Below are 21,419 nucleotides of genomic sequence, written 5' to 3' on the forward strand. Positions count from 1 at the left end.
CCTCAGTCGAGGACCGGCGCGGACATCACCTGCCGCACCTCGATCGCCAGGTTGAGCGGCGCACCGCCCGGTCCCGGGGCCGCCGACGCCTGGGCGGCCAGCTGATACGCGCGCTCGGGGCTGTCGACGTCGACGATCCAGTAGCCCGCGAGGAACTCCTTGGCCTCCGGGAACACCCCGTCGGTGATCGGCTGGCCGTCCTTGCCCGCGCGCACGACCCTGGCCTGATCGGGCCCCGCGAGGCCCTCCGCGGCCACCAGCTCGCCCGCCTCGCGCAGCCTGACGGCGAAGTCCTTCATGAACGCGATGTGGGCGCGGAAGTCCTGCTGCGACCAGCCGTCGACCTGATACGGCCCGGCCGGCGTGTGCATCATCATCATGTACTTCATGCTCGGTTCCCTCTCGGTTGGTGCGCCCCGGACATCGGTGCGCATGCACCGACCAGTCGGAGCCGACGAAGGGTTCTCGACATCGCCGCGACGATAACCGAAAAAAATCCCGCGGGCCGGCCCGAGCAGCCGCCGGCCGGCCTCGGCAGACCGGGCGCGCCCTCACCATCCAGGCAAAACCCAGAAAACCGCCTCGTCCGCGGGGCATTCATGGCTGTCGGATCGAGCATGTCTTTAAAAACATGCCTGATGGAGCATGTCCGTTCGTGCATGCTCCATCGGACAGTCTGGCTCGGGCCCACAGCAGCGGCGAACGGCGCCGACAGCCAGAGCGCCCGCCATTCGTCGAGCTCGCTGCCGCTGCAGGCGCGGGTCGGTGCCGGTCCGACGAGCGCTGCCCTCGCCGCCGCCGCGCCTGCCCACCGGGAGGTCGGCCATCCATGGCCGCGAGCAGCGTCCCGCCGACAGCGCCGCCGTCGAGGTTGCACGCCCAGCCCTTGTCTGGCTCGTCGCAGCGCCCCCCGGCGACAGGCGTAGCTCACCTGCGCCGGCGCACCCCGACCAGCCCGAGCGCCAGGAGCAGCAGCGAGCCGAGCCCGCCCTCGCCGTCGCTGTTGCACGCGCAGCCCTTGTCGGGCGCGTCCTCCCCGGCGGTCGCGCTGTCGCTGGTCTCCTCCTGCGCCCCCGTCTCGCTGTCGGGCTCGGCGGTCGTCCCGCTCGTCGGCGCCTCGCCGCTCTCGCTCTCTCCGCCGCTCGTCGGCTCCTCGCCGCTCTCGCCGGCCGTGTCCTCGCCGGTGGTCTCCGTCGCCGGCGCGCACGCGCTGCCCGGGACCGCGTCGGCCTCGGTCCACAGCGGCTCGGGCGGCGCCTCCGACGAGTCCGGCAGCGGCGCCGCGTCGGCGCGCATGAAGCACGGCGGGCACAGCTCGAACGGCGCCGACGCGTTGCCGGCCGCATCGCGCGCCACGACCTCGAAGCAGACGTCGGTGCTCACGTCGGCGCCGCCGAAGCGGTCGGCCGGGAGCGCGATCGGGAGGATCGTCGTCGGCTCGAGCGCGCGCGCCGTGCGGCGGAGCGCCGACGGCTCGAACTCCTCGCCCGGGTCCCACGTCACCTCGAAGAACGACGCCGCCTCGCCGGCCGTCGGCGCCGGCTGCTCGAGGTGCACGTAGATCGTCTGATCGACCTGGAACCCCCCGTCGCAGCCGCCGGGGAGGATGAGCGGCGCGTGCTCGAACACCGCGAAGAACGACGCCTCGACGACCGGCGCCGGAACCGTGACGTCCGGCTCGCCCGCCGTGAACGTGATCGACGCCGGGCAGTTGTCGTTCTCGTCGCAGAACTCGCCCGCCACCACCACCACCTGGCCCGGCAGCGGCTCCGGCTCGACCTTCACCGCCAGCGCGCCCAGCCCCTCGACCAGCGGCGCCGGCACCAGCGCCGCCGGCTCGCCGTCGATCGTCACCGTCACCTTGTCGACCGACAGGCCGTCGCCCCAGAACATCAGCGCCGCGTTGGCCGGATAGGTGTCGCCGTCGGCCGGCACGGTCTCGCGCAGCTCGGATGGGGTCGCGCCGCACGCGTCGGCGAGGCGGGGCAGAGAAAGCACGAGGGCGCACGTGCCGGCCAGCACGGCGCCCTCGGCGAAGCTGGTCCAAAAGCGATTCCTAAGCATGCCTGGGTCCGATCCACGAACCGTGCCGACCCGCATCGCCTGCGATCTCGACGACCTCGCTACCTTCTCAGCGCATGAGCCATGGCGCCCGTGTCGGGCCCCGACGTCCGCGCCGCGCGTCCCCGTCCGTCCGACAAACCAGGACGGGCCCCGCGGGAATGATTCTTGGCGAATCCGCCGATCCTCGCCGGCGCCAGAGCTCCGCTCGCGATTCTCGACCTCCGTCTCTCCCCGAGCCTCTGCAGTGACATGTCCTTCGGGACATGCCATCCTGCCCCGAGTCGCCCCGTCGCATTCGCCTCTGCGAGACACGACATGGCCGCTCACCGGTACTTCACCTTCGGAATCTCCCACCACGACCTCGCCGGGGCGCGCGCGCTCGTCGAGCGGCGCCTGAACCTCCCGCTCCAGGAGCGCGAGAGCTCGTACTACGGAGGGACATACGATGCGTATCGCGCGGCGTTCGGCAGAAAGGCCATGCTCTACGCCAATTTCGACGCCGACAGGGAGATCTGGATCCGAGCGGCTCACCGCGGCTTTCCCGTCCTCCTCGAGATCTCCGATCTCGAAGACATGGACGCGATTCGCCTCCATCTCCAGGGCGACCCCGACGTGGTGCTGCTCAGGGAAAAACGATCGAGTCGACCCAGCAGACGCCGACGAGGGCGATGCTTGAGCACGCATTGCCGCCTCTCGTCTCCGCTCGAGCTGCGAATCGCCCGATACGACCGCCTGAGCCCGCCGGCTTGTCCTCGCGCCTCGATCGCCGGTTTCGATCGCGAGGCGCCCGCCCCAATCGCCCCACACGACCGCCCTCGGCCGCCGAATATCGCCTCGGGCGTCCCATGGGTTCCCCGGGCGCCGTCGTGAGCATGCGCCGCGGCCATTTTCGTGATCCCGCGGGCGCGATGCAGTAGCAACCAGAGCGGCCCGACCTCGGTCGTGCGCCGTCCCCCCCTGTCCCCTGGACCGTCCCGTATGCACCACGTCCGCACGCACCTGAAGCGCAGCGCCGACCAGTTCGCGCGCCACCCCTTCTTCGCCCTCCTGCGCCCGACGAGCGAGCTGCGGCACGCCCTCGCCTTCGCACGCGGCCTGTCCTTCTGGGTCTACGTGTTCCAGGACGTCATCCGCCTCAACGCCGACCTCGCGCGCGACCCCCGGTACCGGGCCCTGTTGCTCCGCCATTGCGAGGAGGATCGCGGCCACGAGCAGTGGTTTCACGCCGACCTGCTCGAGATCTTCGGCGCCCCGGTCGCGCTCGACGAGCTGTTCGCCCCCGAGTTCGCCGACGCTCGCGCCGGCGCCCTTGCCATCGCCGCCGAGGTGTTCCGCCTGTCCGACGATCGCCTGCGGATCGTCCTCGTCGACGCCCTCGAGGCCGCCGCCGGCGTCGGCTTCGCCCGCTTCGCCGCCCACGTCCGCGCCTCCGGCTGCGTCGATCGCCTGCAGTACTTCGACGGCCGTCACCTCGCCGTCGAGGACGACCACGAGCTCCACGACGAACACGTCGAGCGCGAGCTCGACGCGATCCGCTTCACCGACGACGAGCGCGCCGAGGCCGCCGCCTTGATCGATCGGGTGTTCGCCGCCTTCGCCCGGATCTTCACCGCCCTCATGCCCTCGATGACCCTCGCGAGCCTGGCCGCCTGAGCCGCGCCCGGGACCGGCCCGTTCCGACATGTCCTTCGGGACATCAGCGAACCCGCGGCCGCATTCGCCGGACGACCGCGACCGGCGCCGGCGGGCGCCGCGACCGGCGTCCGACGGCGAATTGACGCCGACTTGACTGGAAGAGCCCGACGCCGCCCGCATCCTGAGAGGACGTAGGGAGACGTGTGATGCAGCGCGAAGGATGGTCGACGTGGATCCTGGCGAGCGCGACGCTCGCGGGTGGTTGTTGCCTGGACGAGCACCCCTCGGACGACGGACAGATCCGCCGCTGGCTCGAGTCCGGCGAGCTCCATGACGAGCCGGACGGCGTCCCGTGCAGTGCCGGCTGCGAAGACGAGGCCCGCGCCAGCGAGCAGGGCGCCGGCGCCGACGACGGCGAGTGGGACAGCGACGACAACCCGAGCTGCGACCGCGGCGCATGAGGCCGGCGCGCGCGCGAGTGACAGGACCTTCAGGACCTGTCACCCCGCAAGTGACCTGACCTTCGGGCCATCTCACCCGGCGCTCAGGCCCTTCGCTCCCGACCGGGCCTCCGCCCCTCGCGGTCACCCCACTCGCGGCCGAAACTCGCCTCCCGGGCCGCGCTCACGCGTCGAAGTCGGTCGACCGGGCGATCGCCTCCGTGCGATCGACGTCGGCCGCGACGAACGCCAGCTTGGCGCGGATGTTGTCGACCGCGTCGCCGCCCAGCGGTAGCCGGAGCGGCATCTCGGCGCCCGACACCACCTCGGCGATCGCGCGCGCCGCCTTGGCCGGGTCGCCGGCTTGCCGCGCATTCATGTCGGCGGCCCACGCTCGAATCGCCCCGACCGTCGACGCGTACGCCGCCATCGCCGGCATGGTGCGGAACGCCGGGCCGAACAGGCTGGTGCGGAACGCCCCCGGTTCGACCACCAGCACGCGGATCCCGAACGGCTTCACCTCCGCCGCCAGGCTCTCGGACAGCGCCTCGAGCGCGTGCTTGGCCGCGCAGTAGGGTCCGAATCCGGGAGAGGTCGTCAGCCCGCCGACGCTCGTGATCTGCACGATCGTGCCGGTGCCGCGCGCGCGCATGTGTGGCAGCACCTCTCGGGTCGTCGCGACCGCGGCGAAGAACATCAGCTCCATCGTCGCGCGGAGCTCCGCCTCGGGCGTCTCCTCGACCGCGCCGATGGTGCTAAAGCCCGCGTTGTTGACGAGCACGTCGATCTGCCCGAACTGCGCGATCGCGGCGGCCACCGCCGCGCGCACCTGCTCGGGGCGGGTCACGTCGAGCGCGGCGAGTCGGACCTGCTCGGGCGCGCGGGCGGCCAGATCGGCCAGCATCTCCGGCCTGCGCGCGGTGGCGAAGACACGCTCGCCGCGGGACACCGCCTCCTCGACGAGGGCCCGGCCGAACCCCGACGACGACCCGGTGACGAACCAGACTCTGGAAGATGTGGCGGTGACGTGCGTGCTCATGGCGTTCTCCTGCCGACGACCGTAGGGGCGCCGCAGCCGCTGGAGAAGCCCTGGAATTGCCGCTCGTCATGTAGTTTTGCTAAAAAATGCCGACGCATGCACGACGACCTCTCGGGCCTCACGGCCTTGATGGTGGTGGCGGACCGGCGCAGCTTCACCGCCGCCGCCGCCGAGCTGGGCGTCACGCCCTCGGCGGTGAGCCAGAGCGTGCGGGCGCTCGAGGATCGCGTGGGCGTGCGACTGCTGCAGCGCACCACCCGGAGCGTCGGCCTCACCGAGGCCGGCGCGCGCTTCCTCGCCCAGCTGCGCCCGGCCATGCACAGCGTGCGCGCCGCCTTCGAGTCGCTCGACGAGGTGCGCGGGCGCCCCGTCGGCACCCTGCGGCTCAACGTCCCGCGCCTGGCCAGCAAGACGGTGCTCGAGCCGATCCTCGAGTCGTTCCTGGCCGCCTACCCCGAGCTGCGGCTCGACATCAGCATCGACGACGGCCTGACCGACATCGTCGCCGGGGGCTTCGACGCCGGCATCCGGATCGGCGAGATGCTCGACCGCGACGCCATCGCAGTCCGGCTGACCGACGACATGCGCATGGCAGTCGTCGGCTCGCCCGCCTACTTCGCCGCCCGCGGCAAGCCGAAGCACCCGCGCGAGCTGCTCGCGCACGACTGCATCAACTACCGCCAGATCTCGAGCGGCGCCCTGTACCGGTGGGAGTTCACCGACGCCGGCCGCGACATCACCCTCGCCGTCGAGGGCCGGGTGATCACCAACGACGAGGACCTCATGATCCGCGCCGCGCTCGACGGCCTCGGCCTCGCGTATCTGTTCGAGCACGCGATCGCCGACGCGCTGGCCGAAAAGCGCCTCGTCCGCGTCCTCACCGCCTACTGCCCGCGCTTCCCCGGCCTGTTCCTCTACTACCCGAGCCGCACCCAGACCCCGCCCAAGCTCCGCGCCCTCGTCGACTTCCTGCGCGCGCGTCGGCGCAAGTAGCCGCCGTCCTGCTCCGCGGCCTCGCGCCGCGACCTCGCCGTCCTCCTCGCTGCCGTCCTGCTCCCCCGTGGCCTCGCGCCGCGACCTCGCCGACTGCCTCGCGCCGGCTCACTGGCTCTGCGTCGGGCAGCCGTCGCCGTCGGCCCGACCGTCGCGGAGCTCGGGCACATCGGGGCACTTGTCGAAGCGGTCGGAGATCCCGTCACCGTCGCGATCGACCACCGGGCAGCCGTCGCGCGGCCCACCGGCCTGGTCCGGGCACGCGTCGACCGCGTCCGGCACGCGATCGCCGTCGCGGTCGGTCGGGGCCGTGATCGGCTTCGGCCGCGAGACCGGCCCGCTCGTCGCATCGAGCGACACCGGTGGCGCCTGCGTCGTGTTCGACTGGGCGCATCCGAAGAGCAGGACAGGCAACAAGAGACCGGCGACGCGAGCCATCACGGTGGCCAGGGTAGCACCCCGCCCGCGAGCGCGCGAGCGCGGATCCCCGCGAAAACGGCCGAGCCACGCCCCCCGCACGCGCTGCGCGGCAGCGACGCCTCCCGAGTGAGCTCCGACCGCGCCCAGCTCCGCCCACTCGCCGGGCACGCCCTCATCGAGTCGCCGCTCCGCGATCGATCCGACGCATGAGGCCGCCGAACGCCCGGCCGCGTCGGCTTCCTCCACGTGTCTCATGAAACATGTCCATCTCGACATGTCCTCATGCTCGCCACCAACCGCCCGCCCGCGCCCGCTCGATCTCCTCACATGGCCTTATCACCATGACCTTTTCAACATGCCCTATTCGACATGCACTTTAAAACATGCCCCATGAGACATCAAACCTCAAGACGCCCGCCGTAGCCGGCGCGCCAGCTCCGGGTATCCCTCGTGCTCGGCCCAGTCCGCGGCGGTACCGTCCCAGCGGCCGTCTCTCACCTGCGGATCGGCCCCGTGGGCCAGCAGCCGCTCGACCACGCCCAGGTATCCCCGGCTCGCCGCCTCGTGCAGGGACGAGCGGGGCGACTGGCCGCCCGGGCGGACCAGCCGGTCGCCCTCTGCCCCGCAGCCGAGCAGCAGCGCCACGGCCAGGTGCTGCCCGTGGATGCACGCGTACGCCAGCGCCTCGGCCAGCAAGTCGCTATCGAGGTCCGGGCTGAGCAGGTCGGTCAGAGTGTCGATGAGGCCGAGCGCGGCCGCGTGACGGACATCGATCCTCGCCCCGCGGCGGACCAGCTCCTCGGCGGTCGCCGGCGCCGCGTTCAGCAGCGGCTTCGACAGCAGATCCGGGTCGGCGAGGTCGAGCCGCGCCCTGCCGGCGATCAGGCGGTCGATGAGCTCCGGCGCCGCCCCCGACTCGGACGCGCGGCGGCTCGTCAGCACCAGCTCGAGGGTCGCCTGGGCCGCCCACGCCGCGCTGCCGCGGTCGAGCAGCAGCCGCGCCACCTCGACGACGTTGGCCGGCAGCGGCCCGCGATCGGGGTTGCCGGCCACGTGATGCAGCAGCGTCGCCCCGGCGAAGTAGCCCGCCTCATACCATTCGCCGACGCGGCAGCGCACCGCCACCAGCCCGGGATCCGCGTCCAGCAGCGCCACCAGCCGCTCCTGCTGGCCGCCGTCGATCGCCGCCACCGCCTCGCGGAACCTCTCGATCTGGGTGCTGTCCGCGTCCTGCATCGGGCGAGCCCTCCCGGACGCTCGCATCGACGCCCGTCTCCGGTCTATGGAATCGATCGGCGAAAGTTCAAGCGCCCGCACCGCCCTCCGGTCCCATCGAACATCGTTCGCAGGGCCGCCCGCGGCAGCAGCCCCGCAAACGACGATCGCGCCCGAAGCTCGGCGATCCGGCCACCACGCGGCGCATGTGGCCTGCGCGCCACGTCGGGCGCCGCGAATTGCGTGGTCCCCCGTATCGATCGATCCGGGCCGCCTCGGTTCGCCTCCACGCATTCGCCGCACGACATCGGACCGATCCACGGGGCGCGCTCGCCCGATCGCAGCCAGTGCGCGTGCGGCCGCTTCGCGTCACGCGGACGGCCCGCGCAGCTGCGTCAGCCCGAACACGGCCCCGTACGGATCGCGGACGAGCGCGCTCGGCCCCAGCGGCGTCGGGTACGGCCCGTGGATCGATTCGCCGGCGAGCGCGCGCAGCTTGGCCAGCGACGCCTCGAAGTCCTCGACCGCGAAGTACGTCAACCAGTGCGGCGGCACCCCGCCCCAGGCCGCCGTCATCTCCAACCTGCCGCACAGCGGCCGGCCGCCGCGGTCGTAGTTGGCGTAGTCGACCTCCTTGTCGCTCGGGACCTTCGCCGGCGCGTAGGCGAAGACCGCCTGGTAGAACGCGTCGGCCCTGGCCCCGTCGCGCGTGTACAATTCGTGCCAGCACATCCCGCCGGGCCGGTACGCCCATTCGGCGCCGCGGTGCTCGCCCGGCTGCCACACGCCGAAGTACCCGCCGGTCGGGTCGGCCGCGAACATCATCACTCCGAGCGATCCGACCGGGTGAGGCTCGAGCGGCACAGTGCCGCCGGCGGCGACGATCTTGCGCCCCGTCGCCGCCGCGTCCGACGCGCTGAAATGGGTGTTCCACGCCACCTGCATCCCGCGCCCCGGCACGATCTGCATCATCCCGGCGACGCTCTGGCCATTGCGGCGGGCCATCGCATAGCCGTTGAAGCCCGGATTGGGCGGATCGAAGGTCCAGCCGAACAGGCCGCCGTAGAAGCGCTCGGCGCCCTCGCGGTCGGGGGTCATCAGGTCGGCCCAGCAAGGGGCCCCGTCGGTGTATTCGGGTCGGAGGGTCATGGTCGTCACTCTCTCGGGGGTCGGGCGCCGCAACACGCGGCCGGGACAGCCGCGCGCATCTGCGCGTCAGCCCGGGTGACAACTTGCAACAAACAAGTGCAGTTCATCAAGACAATTTCGCGCACCCGGCTCGAGGTGATTTCCGGATACAAACCCGAGAATGCCTGTCACGCCTCGGTGAGCGGTCTCGGCCGTCGCTGCAGAGCCGCCGCCTCGGCCATCGTCGGTCCGCTCCGCCAGAAAAACATCGTTCATCTGCGCCCTCTGCCCCAGCTGTGGCATTACGAGCGTCAGGCCCCTCGTGCCGCGCGACGTCGCCCTCCGGGACTCCCGGTCCGGCTCTCCGACACCCCCGCCTCGGCCATACCTTTAACTACAGCGCTGCAGACCTCCGGCCACGCCCGTACCCGCTGCCGCCGCGCTCGACCTGCCGCTCCGACTCGTCGCGCGACCGGTTGCCCGCGCGCCTCTGCGCCGTGCCCCGGTCCCGCCGAATCAGCGCACTCCGCCGTCTGCCGTGATTTCACCCGACAACGCGGGCTCCTCGCGCACGACGAGCAATCCGAGGATCGAATCGCGGCAGCGAATCCAATCACGAGACTGCGAAGATCACCACCGCAATCGAGCGACCGCAAATCGCGCGATCCGAAATGTCATCACCGTGAATCCCACGACCGTCAACCCCATGATCGCGAATCCGAACATCACGGGGCTCACATCCGCCGACCGAGCAGCGGGTTCGGCCGACAGTCGCTCCGGCCGGCCACGCATGCGCGAACGATCGTCGGCACACCGCGGGCCGAACGTCCTCGGCGAGCGCGGCGCGCTCGTCGCCGAGCGCGGGCGATGTCGGGCGCCGCGGCCCAGGGCCGTCTCGGGCAAGACGGTCCTGGGCCGCGTCACACGTGGAGCGGGCGAGGTCGGGCAAACACTCGCTCAATCGCCCCAACCGCCGACCACCGGCGGATTCGCGTTCGACTTCCACAGCTTCGGGCTCATCGCCCCGTCCTTCGTCACCCACCCGCGCGGGTCGATGTGCAGCGGCGCTTGCCAGCCGTACGGGTCGACCGCGTAGCGGTGGAATTCATGCGAGCCGCCGGCGCAGGACGTGCAGTTGTCGGCGTTCGCGACGAACCACCGGTCCTTCTGCGTCGGCGTGCCCACGTTGGTCTCGCGGATCACCGTGAGGTGCAGGTGCGGCCCGCTCGTCCAGCCGCCGTTGCCGACGTCGCCGATGATCGTGTTCTTCGTGACGTTGGTGCCGACCGCCGGCGTGACCGTGCGCTTGACGTGGAAGTAGCCGGCCACGAAGCTCTCGTTGTAGGTCGCCGGCGTCGTCACGATCTTGTGGCGGACGTACACCTCGCCCTGCAGGAAGCCGTCCCAGCCGGCGTTGCGGTACTCGATGTAGTCGCCGGCCGCGATCGCGGCCTGGCAGGACGCGCTGAGGTCGTTCCAGCTCGAGCAGGCCGCCGGCCAGCCCGCCGCGAAGTCGCGGTTGATGCAGCCGCCGTACTTCTTCTTCGCCGACTCGGCCGTCGCGCACACCACCGCCGAGGTCTGGTAATCGCGGCTCACGATCACCTTACCGTCGGTCATCGCGTACAGGTCGGTGTTCTCGGCCGCACCCCAGTCCCAGCCGTCGTGGTCGTCGATGTAGTCGGTGATCGCGTGGCCCTTGAAGTTGACCTTCGTCGCCGCCGCGTTGAGGTACGGCGCGACCGCCCCGAACCACCCCGTGTTGAGAGTCGGCGCCCCTTCGCGGGCGAAGTCGACGCCCGTGCCGCTCGACGAGAACGTCGCCGGCGAGCGCTCGAAGATCGGCAGCTCGAGCGGGGACACAGTCATCACGCAGTTTGGCTCCTCGGCGGCCACCGACGCGTCGAACGCCCACGTCAGCGGCGCGCCGCCGGACCCGCGATACACGCCCGGGCCCCACGTCTGGCCGTCGCACCAGATCACCGTCTCGTTGGCGCCGGCGGCCGAGAACAGGCCCGCCTTGCGGATCGTGCCCGCGCCGAACTGGCTGATCAGATAGGCGCACGGATCGCCGCCGTTGGTGTCCCAGGAGTAAGCCCAGCCGCCGCCCGGCCAGGTCATGCTGCAGTAGTGGCCATAACCGGCGGGCTCCGCGATCTCGCCGGCCGCCAGGCTCGGCCGGACCGGGGCCGCGAATTCATCTGTCTCGGGGGACAGGTGGCCCGACATCTCGCCCGGCGCGAACACGCGGACATCGGGCGCGTCCGCCGTGCCGGCGAACCCCGCGAACGCCTCGTTCGCCTCCTCGCCGACGATGCGGTCGTACTCTGCCACCTCGGTGATCGCCCGCGGCGCACCGGGGGCGATCGTCGGCGTCTCCTCGGCCTCGGCCGCCGGCTCCTCGTCACAGCCGCACAGGCCGGCACAGAGGCCGAAGAATAAGACGTGCTTGAAACAATCCACGGTTCGCTCCTGATCTCTCGTCACGGGGTACGCGAGAGAGGTGACCGCGGGGCCGGGAACAATTGCGGGCCTTTGCCGCCGCCGTGAAAAACCATCACGGACGACAGATGACCGGGGTCACGCACATCGGCGCAATTGATCCGCGCCGCGCCGACACTGGTCGTTCGCTGCATCCTGCGGTCGATCGCAGCCGGCGTCGCTCCGGAGCATCGTCCGCCCCATCGAGTCGCGGAGCGCCCCGCGACCAAGCTCGTGGTCGACGCGACCCATCGACTCGAGCAAGTCCAGGTTCGACACCGCCGATGTTTGCAGCCGGACGCCGACCCCGATCCGTGAGACGTCGACGAAGAAGTGTTCGCCGGCCGCTCGCCGTGGTGTGACGAATCGACAGCTCGTGCGGTCGGCGAGCGAGAGCGCCCCGGACCTCGCCGGCGGACCACGACGTCGGCGACGAGCGACGAACCGTCGTGTCGCGCGATTTCGTGCGTCAGCGCGTCGAGCATCGATGCTATCGTCGCCGGCGTCGTGGACAACGAGCCCAAGCGCTACGTGTACAACAAGCAGGCCGGCGCGCTGCAGGAGGCCGCCGCCGCGCCGCCCGGCACGCGCATGCGGGTGGCGTCCATGCGCATGAGCAGCGCCGCGCAATCGGTGTTGCCGGCGCAGAACGTCGCCGACGACGACGACTCGCTCGCGGCTCCCGAGCCGCTGCTGCAGCGCGCAGGCGACGTCCGACTCGCTCGGCCCGCGCGGCCCGGCGAAGCCGGCCGCGATCCCACTCGCCAGACCAGGAGACCCGGCATGTTCTCATACACCATCGAGGACTGCGAGCACGTCCTGATGATCCACAAGGACGGCACGATGGAGGAGCTCGTCGGGCCGAAGCGCGTGTCCACCTTCGGGCGCACCTTCCGGCGGATGGAGCACTACGTCGCGCACCCCGGCGAGTTCCTGGTCGTGCGCTACCGCGACGGCCGCCAGGAGCACCTCGTCGGCCCGGCGCACCTGTGGCTCGACCCGCGCAAGCACCTCTCCGCCACCCGTGAGGAGGGCCTGCAGCTCGCGGCCAAGGAGGCCGTCGTCATCTACGAGCGGGCCGACAGCGGCGAGGTCAAGCGGCGCGTCCTGCAGGGCCCCGCGGTGTTCGTGCCGCAGCCCGGCGAATGGCTGCACACCTTCTCGTGGCACGGCTCGACCGGCGCGGGCTACCGCAAGGTGCCCAACGCGCTGGTCTTCCAAAAACTCTGGCTCATGCCGGATCAGATGTACCACGACGTCGAGGACGTGCGGACCGCCGACGACGCGGTCATCACCGTGCGGCTCATGATCTTCTTCGAGCTCGTCGACATCGACCTCATGCTCGCCACCTCGCACGACCCGATCGGCGACTTCGTCAACGCCGCCACCAGCGACGTCGTCGACTTCCTCGGCCGGCACGACCTCGCCTCGTTCAAGCTCCACACCGATCAGCTCGGCGACCTCGCCACCTACCGCCAGCTGACCGCGCGCGCCGCCCAGTGCGGCTACCGGATCGGCAAGGTCGTCTACCGCGGCTTCGAGGCCCCGCCCTCGCTGCAGCAGATGCTCGACCAGGCGATCGAGTCGCGCACGCGCCTGCAGCTCGAGCGCGCCACCCAGCAGCAGGCCCAGGAGCTCGAGGACTTCAAGCTCGAGCGGCAGCTGGCCCGCGGCGAGCGGCAGCGGGCCGACGGCGCCGCCGAGCAGGCCCACGCGCTCGGCCTGCAGAAGTCGCGCCGGGCCGCCGAGCTCGAGGCCGACACCGCCCGCAGCGAGTTCGAGCGCAACCAGCGACGCCTCGACCAGGAGCGGGCCCTCGCCGACCAGCGCGCCCGCCACGACGAGGAGGGCCGCCACCTCGCCGCCCTGCGCCAGCTCGGCGTCGACCTCACCGCCCTCCTCACCCAGCACCGCGCCGACCAGGTCATCGAGCTGCGCGGCGACGGCGACGGCGCCCACGTCCACCTCGACGCCCCCCGCCGTGAGCTGCGCTGACCCGAAGGTCATGTCCTCAAGGACATGCCTTTAAAGGCATGTCCAATCGGACATTTCCCATCGGGCATCTACAGACCGCCGTCCCTCGCAGCAGCGCCCCGGTCGCCACGCGGCATGTCGCGCAGCCGCGGCATGCCCTCGAGAACGTCTTCTCAAAAAACATGGCCGATCGGACATTCCCCATCGGACATGTCCTGTTCGCCGTCCATCACAGCAGCGCCTCGGCCGCCGCGCGAATGGCCGCGCGGAGGGCCGCCTCGTCGGCCTCGGTCGGCGCCTGCAGGGCCGCGGGGAAGGCCGCGGTCAGGTCGATGAGCACGTCGAGCTCGACCTCGTCGACGATCGCCCCGCGGTCGTGTCGGCCCCACTTCGACGCCGCGCTGGCCACCCGCGCCGGGTTCGTCAGCCGTTCGGCCCACGCGATCAGGGCCGCGCGGTCGGGGCGCTGGCCGGGGTCCCAGGCCTCGCTCTCCTGGAACCGCTGCTCGTCGAACTCCGCGATCTTGCGCTTGTAGGTCGGCCGCGTCCCCGGCCGCGCGCGTGCGTCGGGGCGGACCACCAGGCCCTCCGCGAAGTTGTCGGCGAGCGCCGGCAGCCCGAGCAACGCCGGCACGCGCGTCGGCGACCGCGTCGGCGCCGCCTCGACGTGCGGCCGCGGCCCCGCGCGCACCACCGGCGGCACCAGCAGCCCTGTCTCTCGGGACAGCTCGGCCAGCTCGCTCCACGCCAGCAGCTCGCCCTCGTCGTCGTCGCTCGCGGCCACCAGCGCGTCGAAAGCCGCCCAGCGCAGGTCGGGCGCGTACCAGATCCCCGTCTGCACCGGCTGCAGGCCCGGCGCCGGCACCACCTCCGGGTGCGGGTAGCCGCCGCCGAACAGCTCGCCGTAGAACACCACCATCGGCGCGCCGAGCCGGCCGGCGGCAGCCCGCGCGACCTCGGCCAGCCCGGCCCGCACCAGCTGCCAGCCGAAGAACGGGTCGTCGTCGGCCAGCCACGCCTTGCGCTTGCCGAAGCGGACCTGCTCGCCGGCGACCGCGATCAGCAGCTGCGCCCCGTGGATCTTCTCCAGCGCGACCCAGGGCCCGCCGGGGACGAGCCCGAGCGGTTCGCCGGGCCCCGCGATCTTGCCGTAGAAGCGGTGACGCATCGCGCCAGGGTAACCGATCCGCCGCCCGCCGCGGCCCGACCTGCGCGCGCGCCCTCGCCCGCCCACCCCCGGCGCGGGGGACGAGACATGTCCGAATGGACATGACGCGAAGACCATCGCGCGTCCGCGCCCGCCTCGCCGCGCGGGGCGACTTGTGGCACCGTCGCCCGTCATGCTCGCCAAGATCTACGTCCAGCGCGACCCCACCACCGGCGAGTTCATCAACAAGAACGTCTACAACGCCTGGTACGGGTTCACCAAGATGGGCGTGTGGGCCGAGTCGTTCGTGTGGTCGGACCTCTACGAGGGCCGGCTCGCGCTCGAGCGCGACACCGCAGTGATCGGCGGGATCCTCACCGTGCGCACTGCCCTGTCCCAGCTCGGCGCCCCGGACCCGATCAACATCGACTACCCGCCGGCGCTCGAGGCGTTCCTGCGCCGGCGCGTGCGGCGAGCGACGATCCGCGAGGCCCACGCCCTGTGCCGCGACGACCGCTTCGACCCGCCGATTTTCATCAAACCCGTCACCGGCCAGAAGGAGTTCACCGGCCACGTCCTCGCCGTCTACCGCGACCTGCTGCGCACGGCCGGCTGGGCCCTCGAGGAGCCGGACACGCCGGTGTGGCTGTCGGACATCGTCGACTTCACGGCCGAATGGCGCTACTTCGTCCACGCCGGCGAGATCCTCGGCGTCGGCCACTACTGGGGCGATCCGCTGCGTTTCCCCGATCCCGGGGTCGTCCGCGCCGCCGTCGCGGCCTACACCGACGCGCCCGCCGCCTACGTCATCGACTTCGGCGTGCTCGCCGACGGCAGCACCGCCATGGTCGAGGTCAACGACGGCTTCTCCTTCGGCTGCTACGGCCTCAACCCTTACGCCCACGCGCGCATGCTCACCGCCCGCTGGCTCGAGCTGGTCCGCCTCGCCGACGATTGATACACTCTCGGCATGCATGTCCATTCGGACATGTTCTATCGAACATATTCTGTGACTCGACCTGCATGTCGATCCGGACATGCTCCATCGAGCATCAGCCATGGGTGAATCGGGCCCGTCCGCCATGACCTGCTCCGAAAGCCAGGTCATCTTCCCATGACCCGGCCGGCGATGAAGCACGTTTCCGCGCCTCCGAGAGCGACCCCCGTCCGCAATTTCAGCAGCATTGCTATTTTTGACACCCACCGTCATGCTCGTCGGCGGTCCGATGACCTCGCGGCGCTCGCTGGTCTTCCTCGCGCTCTCGCTGCTCGTCCTCGCGGGCGCGATCGCCTATCGATGGACGCGACCGACCCCCATCCCCGCCGCACCTCCGGAGCCGGCCGGCAGTCTCGGCGACCATGTCCGAACGCACATGGTCCTTGCGCCACGTGACCCGACCATGCCCGGCCCCGCCCCGCAGCCGCCCGGCGCCCGCGGGCTCGCGCTCGACAACGACGCCTGCGAGGCCTGCCACGAGGTCGAGGCCGCCCAGTGGCGCGGCTCGCAGCACCAGACCGCGACCACCGAGCGAGAATTCCAGCGCGCCCTGGCCCACGAGCCGATGCCGTTCTGCCGCGGCTGTCACGCCCCCGAGGCCGATCCGCGCCGTCCGGCCAGCGGCGCCGCGGCCGAGATCGGGGTCGGCTGCGTCAGCTGCCACGTCGTCGGCGACGCAGTCCTCGCCGCGCCCGGGCCGGACGTGGCCGCACCGCACCCGCTGCGCCGCGACCCTCGCTTCGCCACCGCCGCCGCCTGCGCCAACTGCCACGAGTTCGGCTTCCCTGACAACCGCCGGCGCGCCCTGCCGGAGGCGATGCAGCGGACCCTCGCCGAGCACGCCGCCTCGCCGCAGGCCGCCACCGGCTGCGCCGACTGTCACATGCGCGACCGCGCCGGCGCCCGCAGCCACGCCTTCATCGGCTCGCGGGACGACGACTACTTCCGCGACGCCCTGACCGTCGAGGCCGAGCGCGTCGCCCCCGACCGCATCGAGCTCCGCGTGGCCGCCCGCGCCGACGTCGTCGGCCACGCGGTCCCTACCGGCGACCTGTTCCGCCGCCTCGCCGTCGCAGTGCGCCCGCTCGCGCCCGGCGAGGCTCGCCCGTGGACGACCGCCTACCTCGCCCGCCACTACGCGCTCGAGGCGGCCCGCGGCGGCGCCCCGCTCCGCGTCGAGCGCTCCGACGACCGCCCCCACCCCGGCGAGCCGCCGCGCGTCCTGCGGTTCCAGCTCGACCCGGCCGATCGCGCCCACCCCGTCGCCTGGGAGGTCCGCTTCGAGCGGGTCGAGTCGCTGCTCGAGGAGCGCGAGGACCGGGCGATCGTCGTCGGCGGCCTGACCGTCGCCGCCGGCGAGCTGCCGCGGCTGCCATGAATGACTCATGAGACAGGTCGTGAAAGCCATGTCCACAAGAACATCCGCGTTCGTCCTCGTCGTCCTCGCCGCCTGCAGCCCACGCCCGTCGGACTTCACCGGCGGCCCCGCCACCGACTCCGCGGCCACCTCTTCGACGGGCGCCGGCTCCGACGCCGTGGACCCGACCACCGGCACCGCCGGCACCACCGGCACCACCGGCACCACCGGCACCACCGGCACCGTCGCCACCACCGTCGCCACCACCGGCGCCGAGGCGACCTCGACCGGGGACTCGACCCCCGATACCTCCTTCGACCACCCCCTGCCCTACGGCTGCGAGCCGTTCCTCGACGACTGTCCCGAGGGACAGAAGTGCGCCGCCGTCGGCGAGAGCTACCAGACCCTCGCGTGCGTGCCGGTCGTCCGCGACCCCGCCGGCCTGTACGAGCCGTGCACTCTGGTCGGCGACGGCCTCGACGGCCGCGACACCTGCGGCCCGCACCTGATGTGCTGGAACCCCGACCCCGACACCGGCGTCGGCACCTGCTGGGGTCAATGCCTCGGCTCGTTCGACGCGCCCACCTGCGCCGACCCCGCGGCGGCCTGCCACATCGGCCGCAGCGCCCTCTTCCTCTGCATCCCGGGCTGCGACCCGCTCCTGCAGGACTGCGCCGACGACGAGACCTGCATCCCCCACCCGCAGGACCCGAACAAGTTCCTCTGCGTCGTCGACGCCGGCGGCGAGGAGGGCCACGCCCTCGACCCCTGCGAGTACGTCAACGTCTGCGACCCGGGCACCTACTGCGTCGACCCTGCCCTCGCCGACCCGTGCGACCCGCAGGCGTCCGGCTGCTGCCTGCCGTGGTGCGACCTCGCCGGCCCGCCGTGCCCCGACCCCGGCCTCGAGTGCATCCCCTGGTTCGAGAAGGGCGCCGCACCGCCCGGCCACGAGGACCTCGGCGTGTGCGGCACGCCGCCCTGACGGATCTTCCCGCAAGGACATGCTCGATCGAACATGCCCGATCGAGCATTCCCCTCGGAGCATGCCCTTACGGACATGTCCCATCATCCATCCTCGAGACCGCGGCGCCCGAGCCGCGGATCCGCGAATTCGTGGCCGCGCGTGCGATCACCCGGGCCGCCACGCCGGCGTCGAGGCGCCGACGCGGCCCGCCGATCGCCCTCGCCCGCCGCGTCCGCCCCCGTCAGCGCACGCGATAGCCCCCGTGCTCGGCCGCGATCTCGTTGTAGCGGGCGAACCCGAGGATCCACTTGTGGCCGTCTTCCCGCGACACGTCGGCGTCGGGGAAGTAATCGCGGGCGATCAGGTCCGCGTGCTGGCGCAGCTTGCCGGCCAGCGCCGCGCACTCCTCCGGCGTCACCAGCCACCCGTCGTTCGACTGGAACTTGAACGCGCCCGCGCGGCCGTTTTGCAGCGACGACGCCGACACCGCGGCCTCGTGCGCCTGCAAGTACGCGCGCGCGGCCGCCAGCTCGGCGGCCGACGGCGCCGGCGCGTCCTCGGGCGCCTCGCCGCGGACCGCCTCGAGCGCCGCGAACACGCGGTCCTCGTCGAGCCCGTCCAGCTCCAGCTCGGGGATCTCCGGCGCCGGTCCGTAGTGGATCGCGTCGGCCCACTCGAGCGCGCCCACGGTCATCCGCATGCCCCACATGTTGAAGCGGTAGTAGCCGGCGATCCCGCTCGAATTCGGCAGCTCGTTCTCGTCCGCGGCCGGGGGGGTGCGCACCATCTGGAGGTCGTAGCCCATCGTCCAGCCCTACCACGGATCGCCCGCAGCGGCGTCGCCTCACGCCCCGGGCGGCGGCCCGTCGGCGGCCTGCGTGCCAAGCTCTCGCCGTGCCGCCCTCCGCCCGCTATCGGCCGGATCCTCGCTTCCTCGGCCTCGGCGACGGCTTCGCCGACGTCGTCGCCCCCGCGCGGTTTCCGGTCCACGTCCTGCGCCACCGCGACGATCGCTGGGCCGCGCGGATCGGCCTCGACACCCTCGGCGACGCCGAGTGGGAGCGGCACTTCGCCCGCTTCGAGCCGCTGCCGGGCAACCTGCCCGAGCCGCTCGCCCTGCGCTACCACGGCCACCAGTTCGGCAGCTACAACCCCGCGCTCGGCGACGGTCGCGGCTTTCTGTTCGCCCAGCTGCGCGACGCAGTCGACGACCGCCTGCTCGACCTCGGCACCAAGGGCAGCGGCGCCACCCCGTACGCGCGCGGCGGCGACGGCCGCCTCACCCTCAAGGGCGGCGTGCGCGAGATCCTGGCCGCCGAGCTGCTCGCGGCCCGCGGCGTCGACACCTGCAAGATCGTCAGCGTGTTCGAGACCGGCGAGCGGCTGTGGCGCGGCGACGAGCCCTCGCCCACGCGCTCGTGCGTGCTCGTGCGGCTCAGCCACTCCAACCTGCGGATCGGCACGTTCCAGCGCCACGCCTACCACCGCGACGTCGCCCGCCTCGGCGCCCTGGTCGACTACGCCGTCGAGCACCACTTCCCGGCCGCGCGCCAGGGCGACCTCGCCGGCACCACCGCCGCGCTGCTGCGCCTCGTCGTCGAGCGGGCCGCCGCCACCGCCGCCGCCTGGACCGTCGCCGGCTTCGTCCACGGCGTCCTCAACACCGACAACCTCAACATCACCGGCGAGAGCTTCGACTACGGCCCCTGGCGCTTCCTCCCCACCTACGACCTCGGCTTCACCGCCGCCTACTTCGACGAGACCGGCTTCTACGCCTTCGGCCGCCAGCCGAACGCGGTGCTGTGGAACCTCGGGCGGCTGGCCGAGACCCTGCTGCCGCTCGCGGGGCGAGATGTCCTCGAGGACAGCCTCGGCGCCTTCGAGCCGACCTTCCACGCCGCCGTCCGCCGCGCCTTCCTCGACCGCCTCGGCCTCCAGCCGCGCGGCGACGCGGCCGACGACGTCGTCATGGACGCCTGCTACGCCTTCCTCGCCTCCCGCCGCCTCGACCTCGACCGCTTCTACTTCGACTGGTACGGCGGCGAGGCCAGCGCCGCGCGGGCCCTCGCCGGCCGGGCCGCCGTCCACTACGCCCCTCCCGAGTTCGCGGAGGTGCGCCGCGCCTGGGCCGAGCACCTCCCGGCCGCCCCCGAGCGCCTGGCCCACCCGCACTACGCCGGCGACGCCCCGTGCTCGCTGCTCATCGACGAGGTCGAGGCGCTGTGGGCCCCGATCGCCGAGCGCGACGACTGGGCCCCCCTCGCGGCCAAGCTGGCCGAGATCCGCGAAGTCGGGGCCCTCCACGGCCGCGATCCGCTCAAGGACATGCCCTGATAGACATGTCCCGAGAGACATTTCCCTCGAGACATTCTCCTTCGGACATGTCCTCGTGTCCCGCCGGCCGCGGGCCCCTCGCGCAGAAAGAGCGCAGGGAGGAGTTCATCCGCCGGCTCTCGCCCTCGACGACCCCCGACCTGCTGCCCTCCGCTCGCGGCGCCGCGTGAACCGTTCCCGCGCTCACAGCGCCCTGGCCGCGAGTTGCGACCCGATCGACGCCGCGTCGGTCGGCCCGCGCCCGCTGCAGGCCCGGAGCTCGCGGCCTGTCGCCACCTCGTGAGCCGTCCGCACGCGAGCCCCGCAACGGCCATCCGCGAGCGAGCCGTCCTCTCCCGCGTCCTCCGTCCGGTCGGCGCCCGCCTCCGCCGCCGGCAACAGCTCGTCGGCCTCGTCCTCGAGCACCAGCCGCGCCTCCGCGTCCTCGAGCTCCGCCAACTCCTCCTCCACCCCGATCTCGGTCAGCTCCCAGTCGTGCTCCGGAGCGCAGCCTGCCAGCCACAACCCCCAGGCCGCGCCGATGATGGCGCACACGCTCCGGATCCCTCGATTGCGTCCGATCTGCTGCATGAGGCCATCCTGGCAGCTTCTCTCTATCTCGCGCGGATCAAGACGTCACCAGCCCTCGCGCGCTGCCGCGCCTCCGTTCCCCCCATTCTCCCGACGGCCGAGACATCGGCCATTCACACCTTCGAGGGCCCCTCCGCGTCCATCGGCCGGCCTGTCCCTCGCGCCATCTCTTGCCATTTCTCCACGAACGAAGCAGCCCGAAAGGACATGTCCCTTCGGGCTGCTCCTGGCGATCCCGACCGCGCGGCGCTCAGCCGATCTTGAAGAAGTTGAGCTTGTTGCCGTCGGGGTCGCGGAAGTACCCCGCGTAGAAGCCGGGGCCGCGCTCGCCGGGGGCGCCCTCGTCGGTCCCGCCGAGGGCGAGCGCGCGGGCGTGCAGACGATCGACCTCCGCCCGGTCGGCGCAGGCCAGGGCCACCATCACGCCGTTGCCGACCGTCGCGTGCTTGCCGTCGTACGGCGTGCACACGGCGAGCGCCGGCTCGGCCTCGCTCTTGCCCCAAATGATGAATCGGTCGAAGTTCAGCGTGCGCTTGGCGCCCATCTCGCCGAGGAGCGTGTCGTAGAACGCGGAGGCCCGCTGCATGTCGTTGGAACCGAGACTGACGTAGCCGATCATGGGCGCGGACAGTAGCGCGGCCGCCGGCCCCTGGAAAGG

21 protein-coding genes are annotated in these 21,419 nt (G+C 72.1%); 10 read left to right on the forward strand and 11 right to left on the reverse strand.

The annotated features are described in order from the left end of the window. Positions 1–2: 2 nt before the first annotated feature. Both O0S08_RS23895 and O0S08_RS23900 read right to left on the reverse strand, forming a co-directional pair. Complete coding sequence (locus tag O0S08_RS23895) at positions 3–389, reverse strand: YciI family protein (RefSeq protein WP_269041543.1); 387 nt, start codon at positions 387–389, stop codon at positions 3–5. A 538-nt stretch (positions 390–927) separates the two neighbouring features. Continuing rightward, positions 928–2,064, reverse strand: coding sequence for an MYXO-CTERM sorting domain-containing protein (locus tag O0S08_RS23900; protein ID WP_269041544.1), 1,137 nt, complete (start codon positions 2,062–2,064; stop codon positions 928–930). Between the two features lie 315 nt (positions 2,065–2,379). On the opposite strand from O0S08_RS23900, the gene O0S08_RS23905 reads away from it, so the two are divergent. The 3 genes from O0S08_RS23905 (at position 2,380) to O0S08_RS23915 (ending at position 4,160) form a co-directional block, all read left to right on the forward strand. Continuing rightward, the gene (locus tag O0S08_RS23905) at positions 2,380–2,934 is read left to right on the forward strand and encodes a hypothetical protein (RefSeq protein ID WP_269041545.1); all 555 of its coding nucleotides are present in this window, start codon (positions 2,380–2,382) and stop codon (positions 2,932–2,934) included. A gap of 108 nt (positions 2,935–3,042) precedes the next feature. Beyond that, positions 3,043–3,717 (forward strand): hypothetical protein, encoded by a 675-nt coding sequence (locus tag O0S08_RS23910; RefSeq protein ID WP_269041546.1) that lies wholly within the window; start codon positions 3,043–3,045, stop codon positions 3,715–3,717. Positions 3,718–3,905: 188 nt separating this feature from the next. Then, positions 3,906–4,160 carry a hypothetical protein gene (locus O0S08_RS23915; RefSeq protein ID WP_269041547.1) on the forward strand — a complete coding sequence of 85 codons (255 nt, stop codon included), beginning with the start codon at positions 3,906–3,908 and terminating at the stop codon, positions 4,158–4,160. 163 nt (positions 4,161–4,323) lie between these two features. On the opposite strand, the gene O0S08_RS23920 is transcribed toward O0S08_RS23915, so the two are convergent. After that, complete coding sequence (locus tag O0S08_RS23920) at positions 4,324–5,178, reverse strand: oxidoreductase (protein ID WP_269041548.1); 855 nt, start codon at positions 5,176–5,178, stop codon at positions 4,324–4,326. 96 nt (positions 5,179–5,274) lie between these two features. Between O0S08_RS23920 and O0S08_RS23925 the strand changes: the two genes are divergently transcribed. Further along, positions 5,275–6,171 (forward strand): LysR family transcriptional regulator, encoded by an 897-nt coding sequence (locus O0S08_RS23925; protein ID WP_269041549.1) that lies wholly within the window; start codon positions 5,275–5,277, stop codon positions 6,169–6,171. 108 nt (positions 6,172–6,279) lie between these two features. Here O0S08_RS23925 and O0S08_RS23930 read toward each other — a convergent pair whose 3' ends face one another. The 4 genes from O0S08_RS23930 to O0S08_RS23945 all read right to left on the reverse strand — a co-directional run bounded on the left by O0S08_RS23930 (position 6,280) and on the right by O0S08_RS23945 (position 11,397). Further along, entirely contained in the window at positions 6,280–6,612 is a 333-nt protein-coding gene (locus O0S08_RS23930) for a thrombospondin type 3 repeat-containing protein (RefSeq protein WP_269041550.1), read from the reverse strand. Positions 6,613–6,996: 384 nt separating this feature from the next. Continuing rightward, entirely contained in the window at positions 6,997–7,827 is an 831-nt protein-coding gene (locus tag O0S08_RS23935; RefSeq protein ID WP_269041551.1) for an ankyrin repeat domain-containing protein, read from the reverse strand. 348 nt (positions 7,828–8,175) lie between these two features. Then, complete coding sequence (locus tag O0S08_RS23940; protein WP_269041552.1) at positions 8,176–8,955, reverse strand: VOC family protein; 780 nt, start codon at positions 8,953–8,955, stop codon at positions 8,176–8,178. 936 nt (positions 8,956–9,891) lie between these two features. Next, positions 9,892–11,397 carry a M23 family metallopeptidase gene (locus O0S08_RS23945; RefSeq protein ID WP_269041553.1) on the reverse strand — a complete coding sequence of 502 codons (1,506 nt, stop codon included), beginning with the start codon at positions 11,395–11,397 and terminating at the stop codon, positions 9,892–9,894. A gap of 525 nt (positions 11,398–11,922) precedes the next feature. Between O0S08_RS23945 and O0S08_RS23950 the strand changes: the two genes are divergently transcribed. Then, positions 11,923–13,410, forward strand: coding sequence for an SPFH domain-containing protein (locus O0S08_RS23950; protein ID WP_269041554.1), 1,488 nt, complete (start codon positions 11,923–11,925; stop codon positions 13,408–13,410). A 208-nt stretch (positions 13,411–13,618) separates the two neighbouring features. On the opposite strand, the gene O0S08_RS23955 is transcribed toward O0S08_RS23950, so the two are convergent. Continuing rightward, a complete protein-coding gene (locus tag O0S08_RS23955) occupies positions 13,619–14,557 on the reverse strand; it encodes an RNA ligase family protein (RefSeq protein ID WP_269041555.1) in 939 nt (312 codons plus the stop codon). Between the two features lie 172 nt (positions 14,558–14,729). Here O0S08_RS23955 and O0S08_RS23960 point away from each other — a divergent pair, with 172 nt between their 5' ends. The 3 genes from O0S08_RS23960 (at position 14,730) to O0S08_RS23970 (ending at position 17,875) form a co-directional block, all read left to right on the forward strand. Continuing rightward, complete coding sequence (locus O0S08_RS23960) at positions 14,730–15,494, forward strand: ATP-grasp domain-containing protein (protein ID WP_269041556.1); 765 nt, start codon at positions 14,730–14,732, stop codon at positions 15,492–15,494. Between the two features lie 235 nt (positions 15,495–15,729). Then, positions 15,730–16,911 (forward strand): multiheme c-type cytochrome, encoded by a 1,182-nt coding sequence (locus O0S08_RS23965; RefSeq protein WP_269041557.1) that lies wholly within the window; start codon positions 15,730–15,732, stop codon positions 16,909–16,911. A 28-nt stretch (positions 16,912–16,939) separates the two neighbouring features. Continuing rightward, entirely contained in the window at positions 16,940–17,875 is a 936-nt protein-coding gene (locus O0S08_RS23970; RefSeq protein ID WP_269041558.1) for a hypothetical protein, read from the forward strand. Between the two features lie 223 nt (positions 17,876–18,098). On the opposite strand, the gene O0S08_RS23975 is transcribed toward O0S08_RS23970, so the two are convergent. Further along, positions 18,099–18,662, reverse strand: a complete 564-nt coding sequence (locus O0S08_RS23975) for a hypothetical protein (RefSeq protein ID WP_269041559.1) — start codon at positions 18,660–18,662, stop codon at positions 18,099–18,101. Between the two features lie 89 nt (positions 18,663–18,751). Between O0S08_RS23975 and O0S08_RS23980 the strand changes: the two genes are divergently transcribed. Together O0S08_RS23980 and O0S08_RS23985 are read left to right on the forward strand one after the other, a co-directional pair. Beyond that, complete coding sequence (locus tag O0S08_RS23980) at positions 18,752–20,191, forward strand: protein adenylyltransferase SelO family protein (RefSeq protein WP_269041560.1); 1,440 nt, start codon at positions 18,752–18,754, stop codon at positions 20,189–20,191. 47 nt (positions 20,192–20,238) lie between these two features. After that, the gene (locus tag O0S08_RS23985) at positions 20,239–20,361 is read left to right on the forward strand and encodes a hypothetical protein (protein ID WP_269041561.1); all 123 of its coding nucleotides are present in this window, start codon (positions 20,239–20,241) and stop codon (positions 20,359–20,361) included. A 13-nt stretch (positions 20,362–20,374) separates the two neighbouring features. On the opposite strand, the gene O0S08_RS23990 is transcribed toward O0S08_RS23985, so the two are convergent. Together O0S08_RS23990 and O0S08_RS23995 are read right to left on the reverse strand one after the other, a co-directional pair. Next, entirely contained in the window at positions 20,375–20,761 is a 387-nt protein-coding gene (locus O0S08_RS23990) for a hypothetical protein (protein ID WP_269041562.1), read from the reverse strand. Between the two features lie 250 nt (positions 20,762–21,011). Next, positions 21,012–21,380, reverse strand: a complete 369-nt coding sequence (locus O0S08_RS23995) for a VOC family protein (RefSeq protein ID WP_269041563.1) — start codon at positions 21,378–21,380, stop codon at positions 21,012–21,014. Positions 21,381–21,419: the final 39 nt, after the last annotated feature.

It is taken from the genome of Nannocystis punicea (genome assembly GCF_026965555.1).
GTDB lineage: Bacteria > Myxococcota_A > Polyangia > Nannocystales > Nannocystaceae > Nannocystis > Nannocystis punicea.

Coding starts and splice junctions, on each gene's coding strand:
- O0S08_RS23895 (WP_269041543.1), bottom strand. CDS start 389: ATGAAGTACATGATGATGATGCACACGCCGGCCGGGCCGTATCAGGTC.
- O0S08_RS23900 (WP_269041544.1), bottom strand. CDS start 2,064: ATGCTTAGGAATCGCTTTTGGACCAGCTTCGCCGAGGGCGCCGTGCTG.
- O0S08_RS23905 (WP_269041545.1), top strand. CDS start 2,380: ATGGCCGCTCACCGGTACTTCACCTTCGGAATCTCCCACCACGACCTC.
- O0S08_RS23910 (WP_269041546.1), top strand. CDS start 3,043: ATGCACCACGTCCGCACGCACCTGAAGCGCAGCGCCGACCAGTTCGCG.
- O0S08_RS23915 (WP_269041547.1), top strand. CDS start 3,906: ATGCAGCGCGAAGGATGGTCGACGTGGATCCTGGCGAGCGCGACGCTC.
- O0S08_RS23920 (WP_269041548.1), bottom strand. CDS start 5,178: ATGAGCACGCACGTCACCGCCACATCTTCCAGAGTCTGGTTCGTCACC.
- O0S08_RS23925 (WP_269041549.1), top strand. CDS start 5,275: ATGCACGACGACCTCTCGGGCCTCACGGCCTTGATGGTGGTGGCGGAC.
- O0S08_RS23935 (WP_269041551.1), bottom strand. CDS start 7,827: ATGCAGGACGCGGACAGCACCCAGATCGAGAGGTTCCGCGAGGCGGTG.
- O0S08_RS23940 (WP_269041552.1), bottom strand. CDS start 8,955: ATGACCCTCCGACCCGAATACACCGACGGGGCCCCTTGCTGGGCCGAC.
- O0S08_RS23955 (WP_269041555.1), bottom strand. CDS start 14,557: ATGCGTCACCGCTTCTACGGCAAGATCGCGGGGCCCGGCGAACCGCTC.
- O0S08_RS23960 (WP_269041556.1), top strand. CDS start 14,730: ATGCTCGCCAAGATCTACGTCCAGCGCGACCCCACCACCGGCGAGTTC.
- O0S08_RS23970 (WP_269041558.1), top strand. CDS start 16,940: ATGTCCACAAGAACATCCGCGTTCGTCCTCGTCGTCCTCGCCGCCTGC.
- O0S08_RS23975 (WP_269041559.1), bottom strand. CDS start 18,662: ATGGGCTACGACCTCCAGATGGTGCGCACCCCCCCGGCCGCGGACGAG.
- O0S08_RS23985 (WP_269041561.1), top strand. CDS start 20,239: ATGTCCTCGTGTCCCGCCGGCCGCGGGCCCCTCGCGCAGAAAGAGCGC.
- O0S08_RS23990 (WP_269041562.1), bottom strand. CDS start 20,761: ATGCAGCAGATCGGACGCAATCGAGGGATCCGGAGCGTGTGCGCCATC.
- O0S08_RS23995 (WP_269041563.1), bottom strand. CDS start 21,380: ATGATCGGCTACGTCAGTCTCGGTTCCAACGACATGCAGCGGGCCTCC.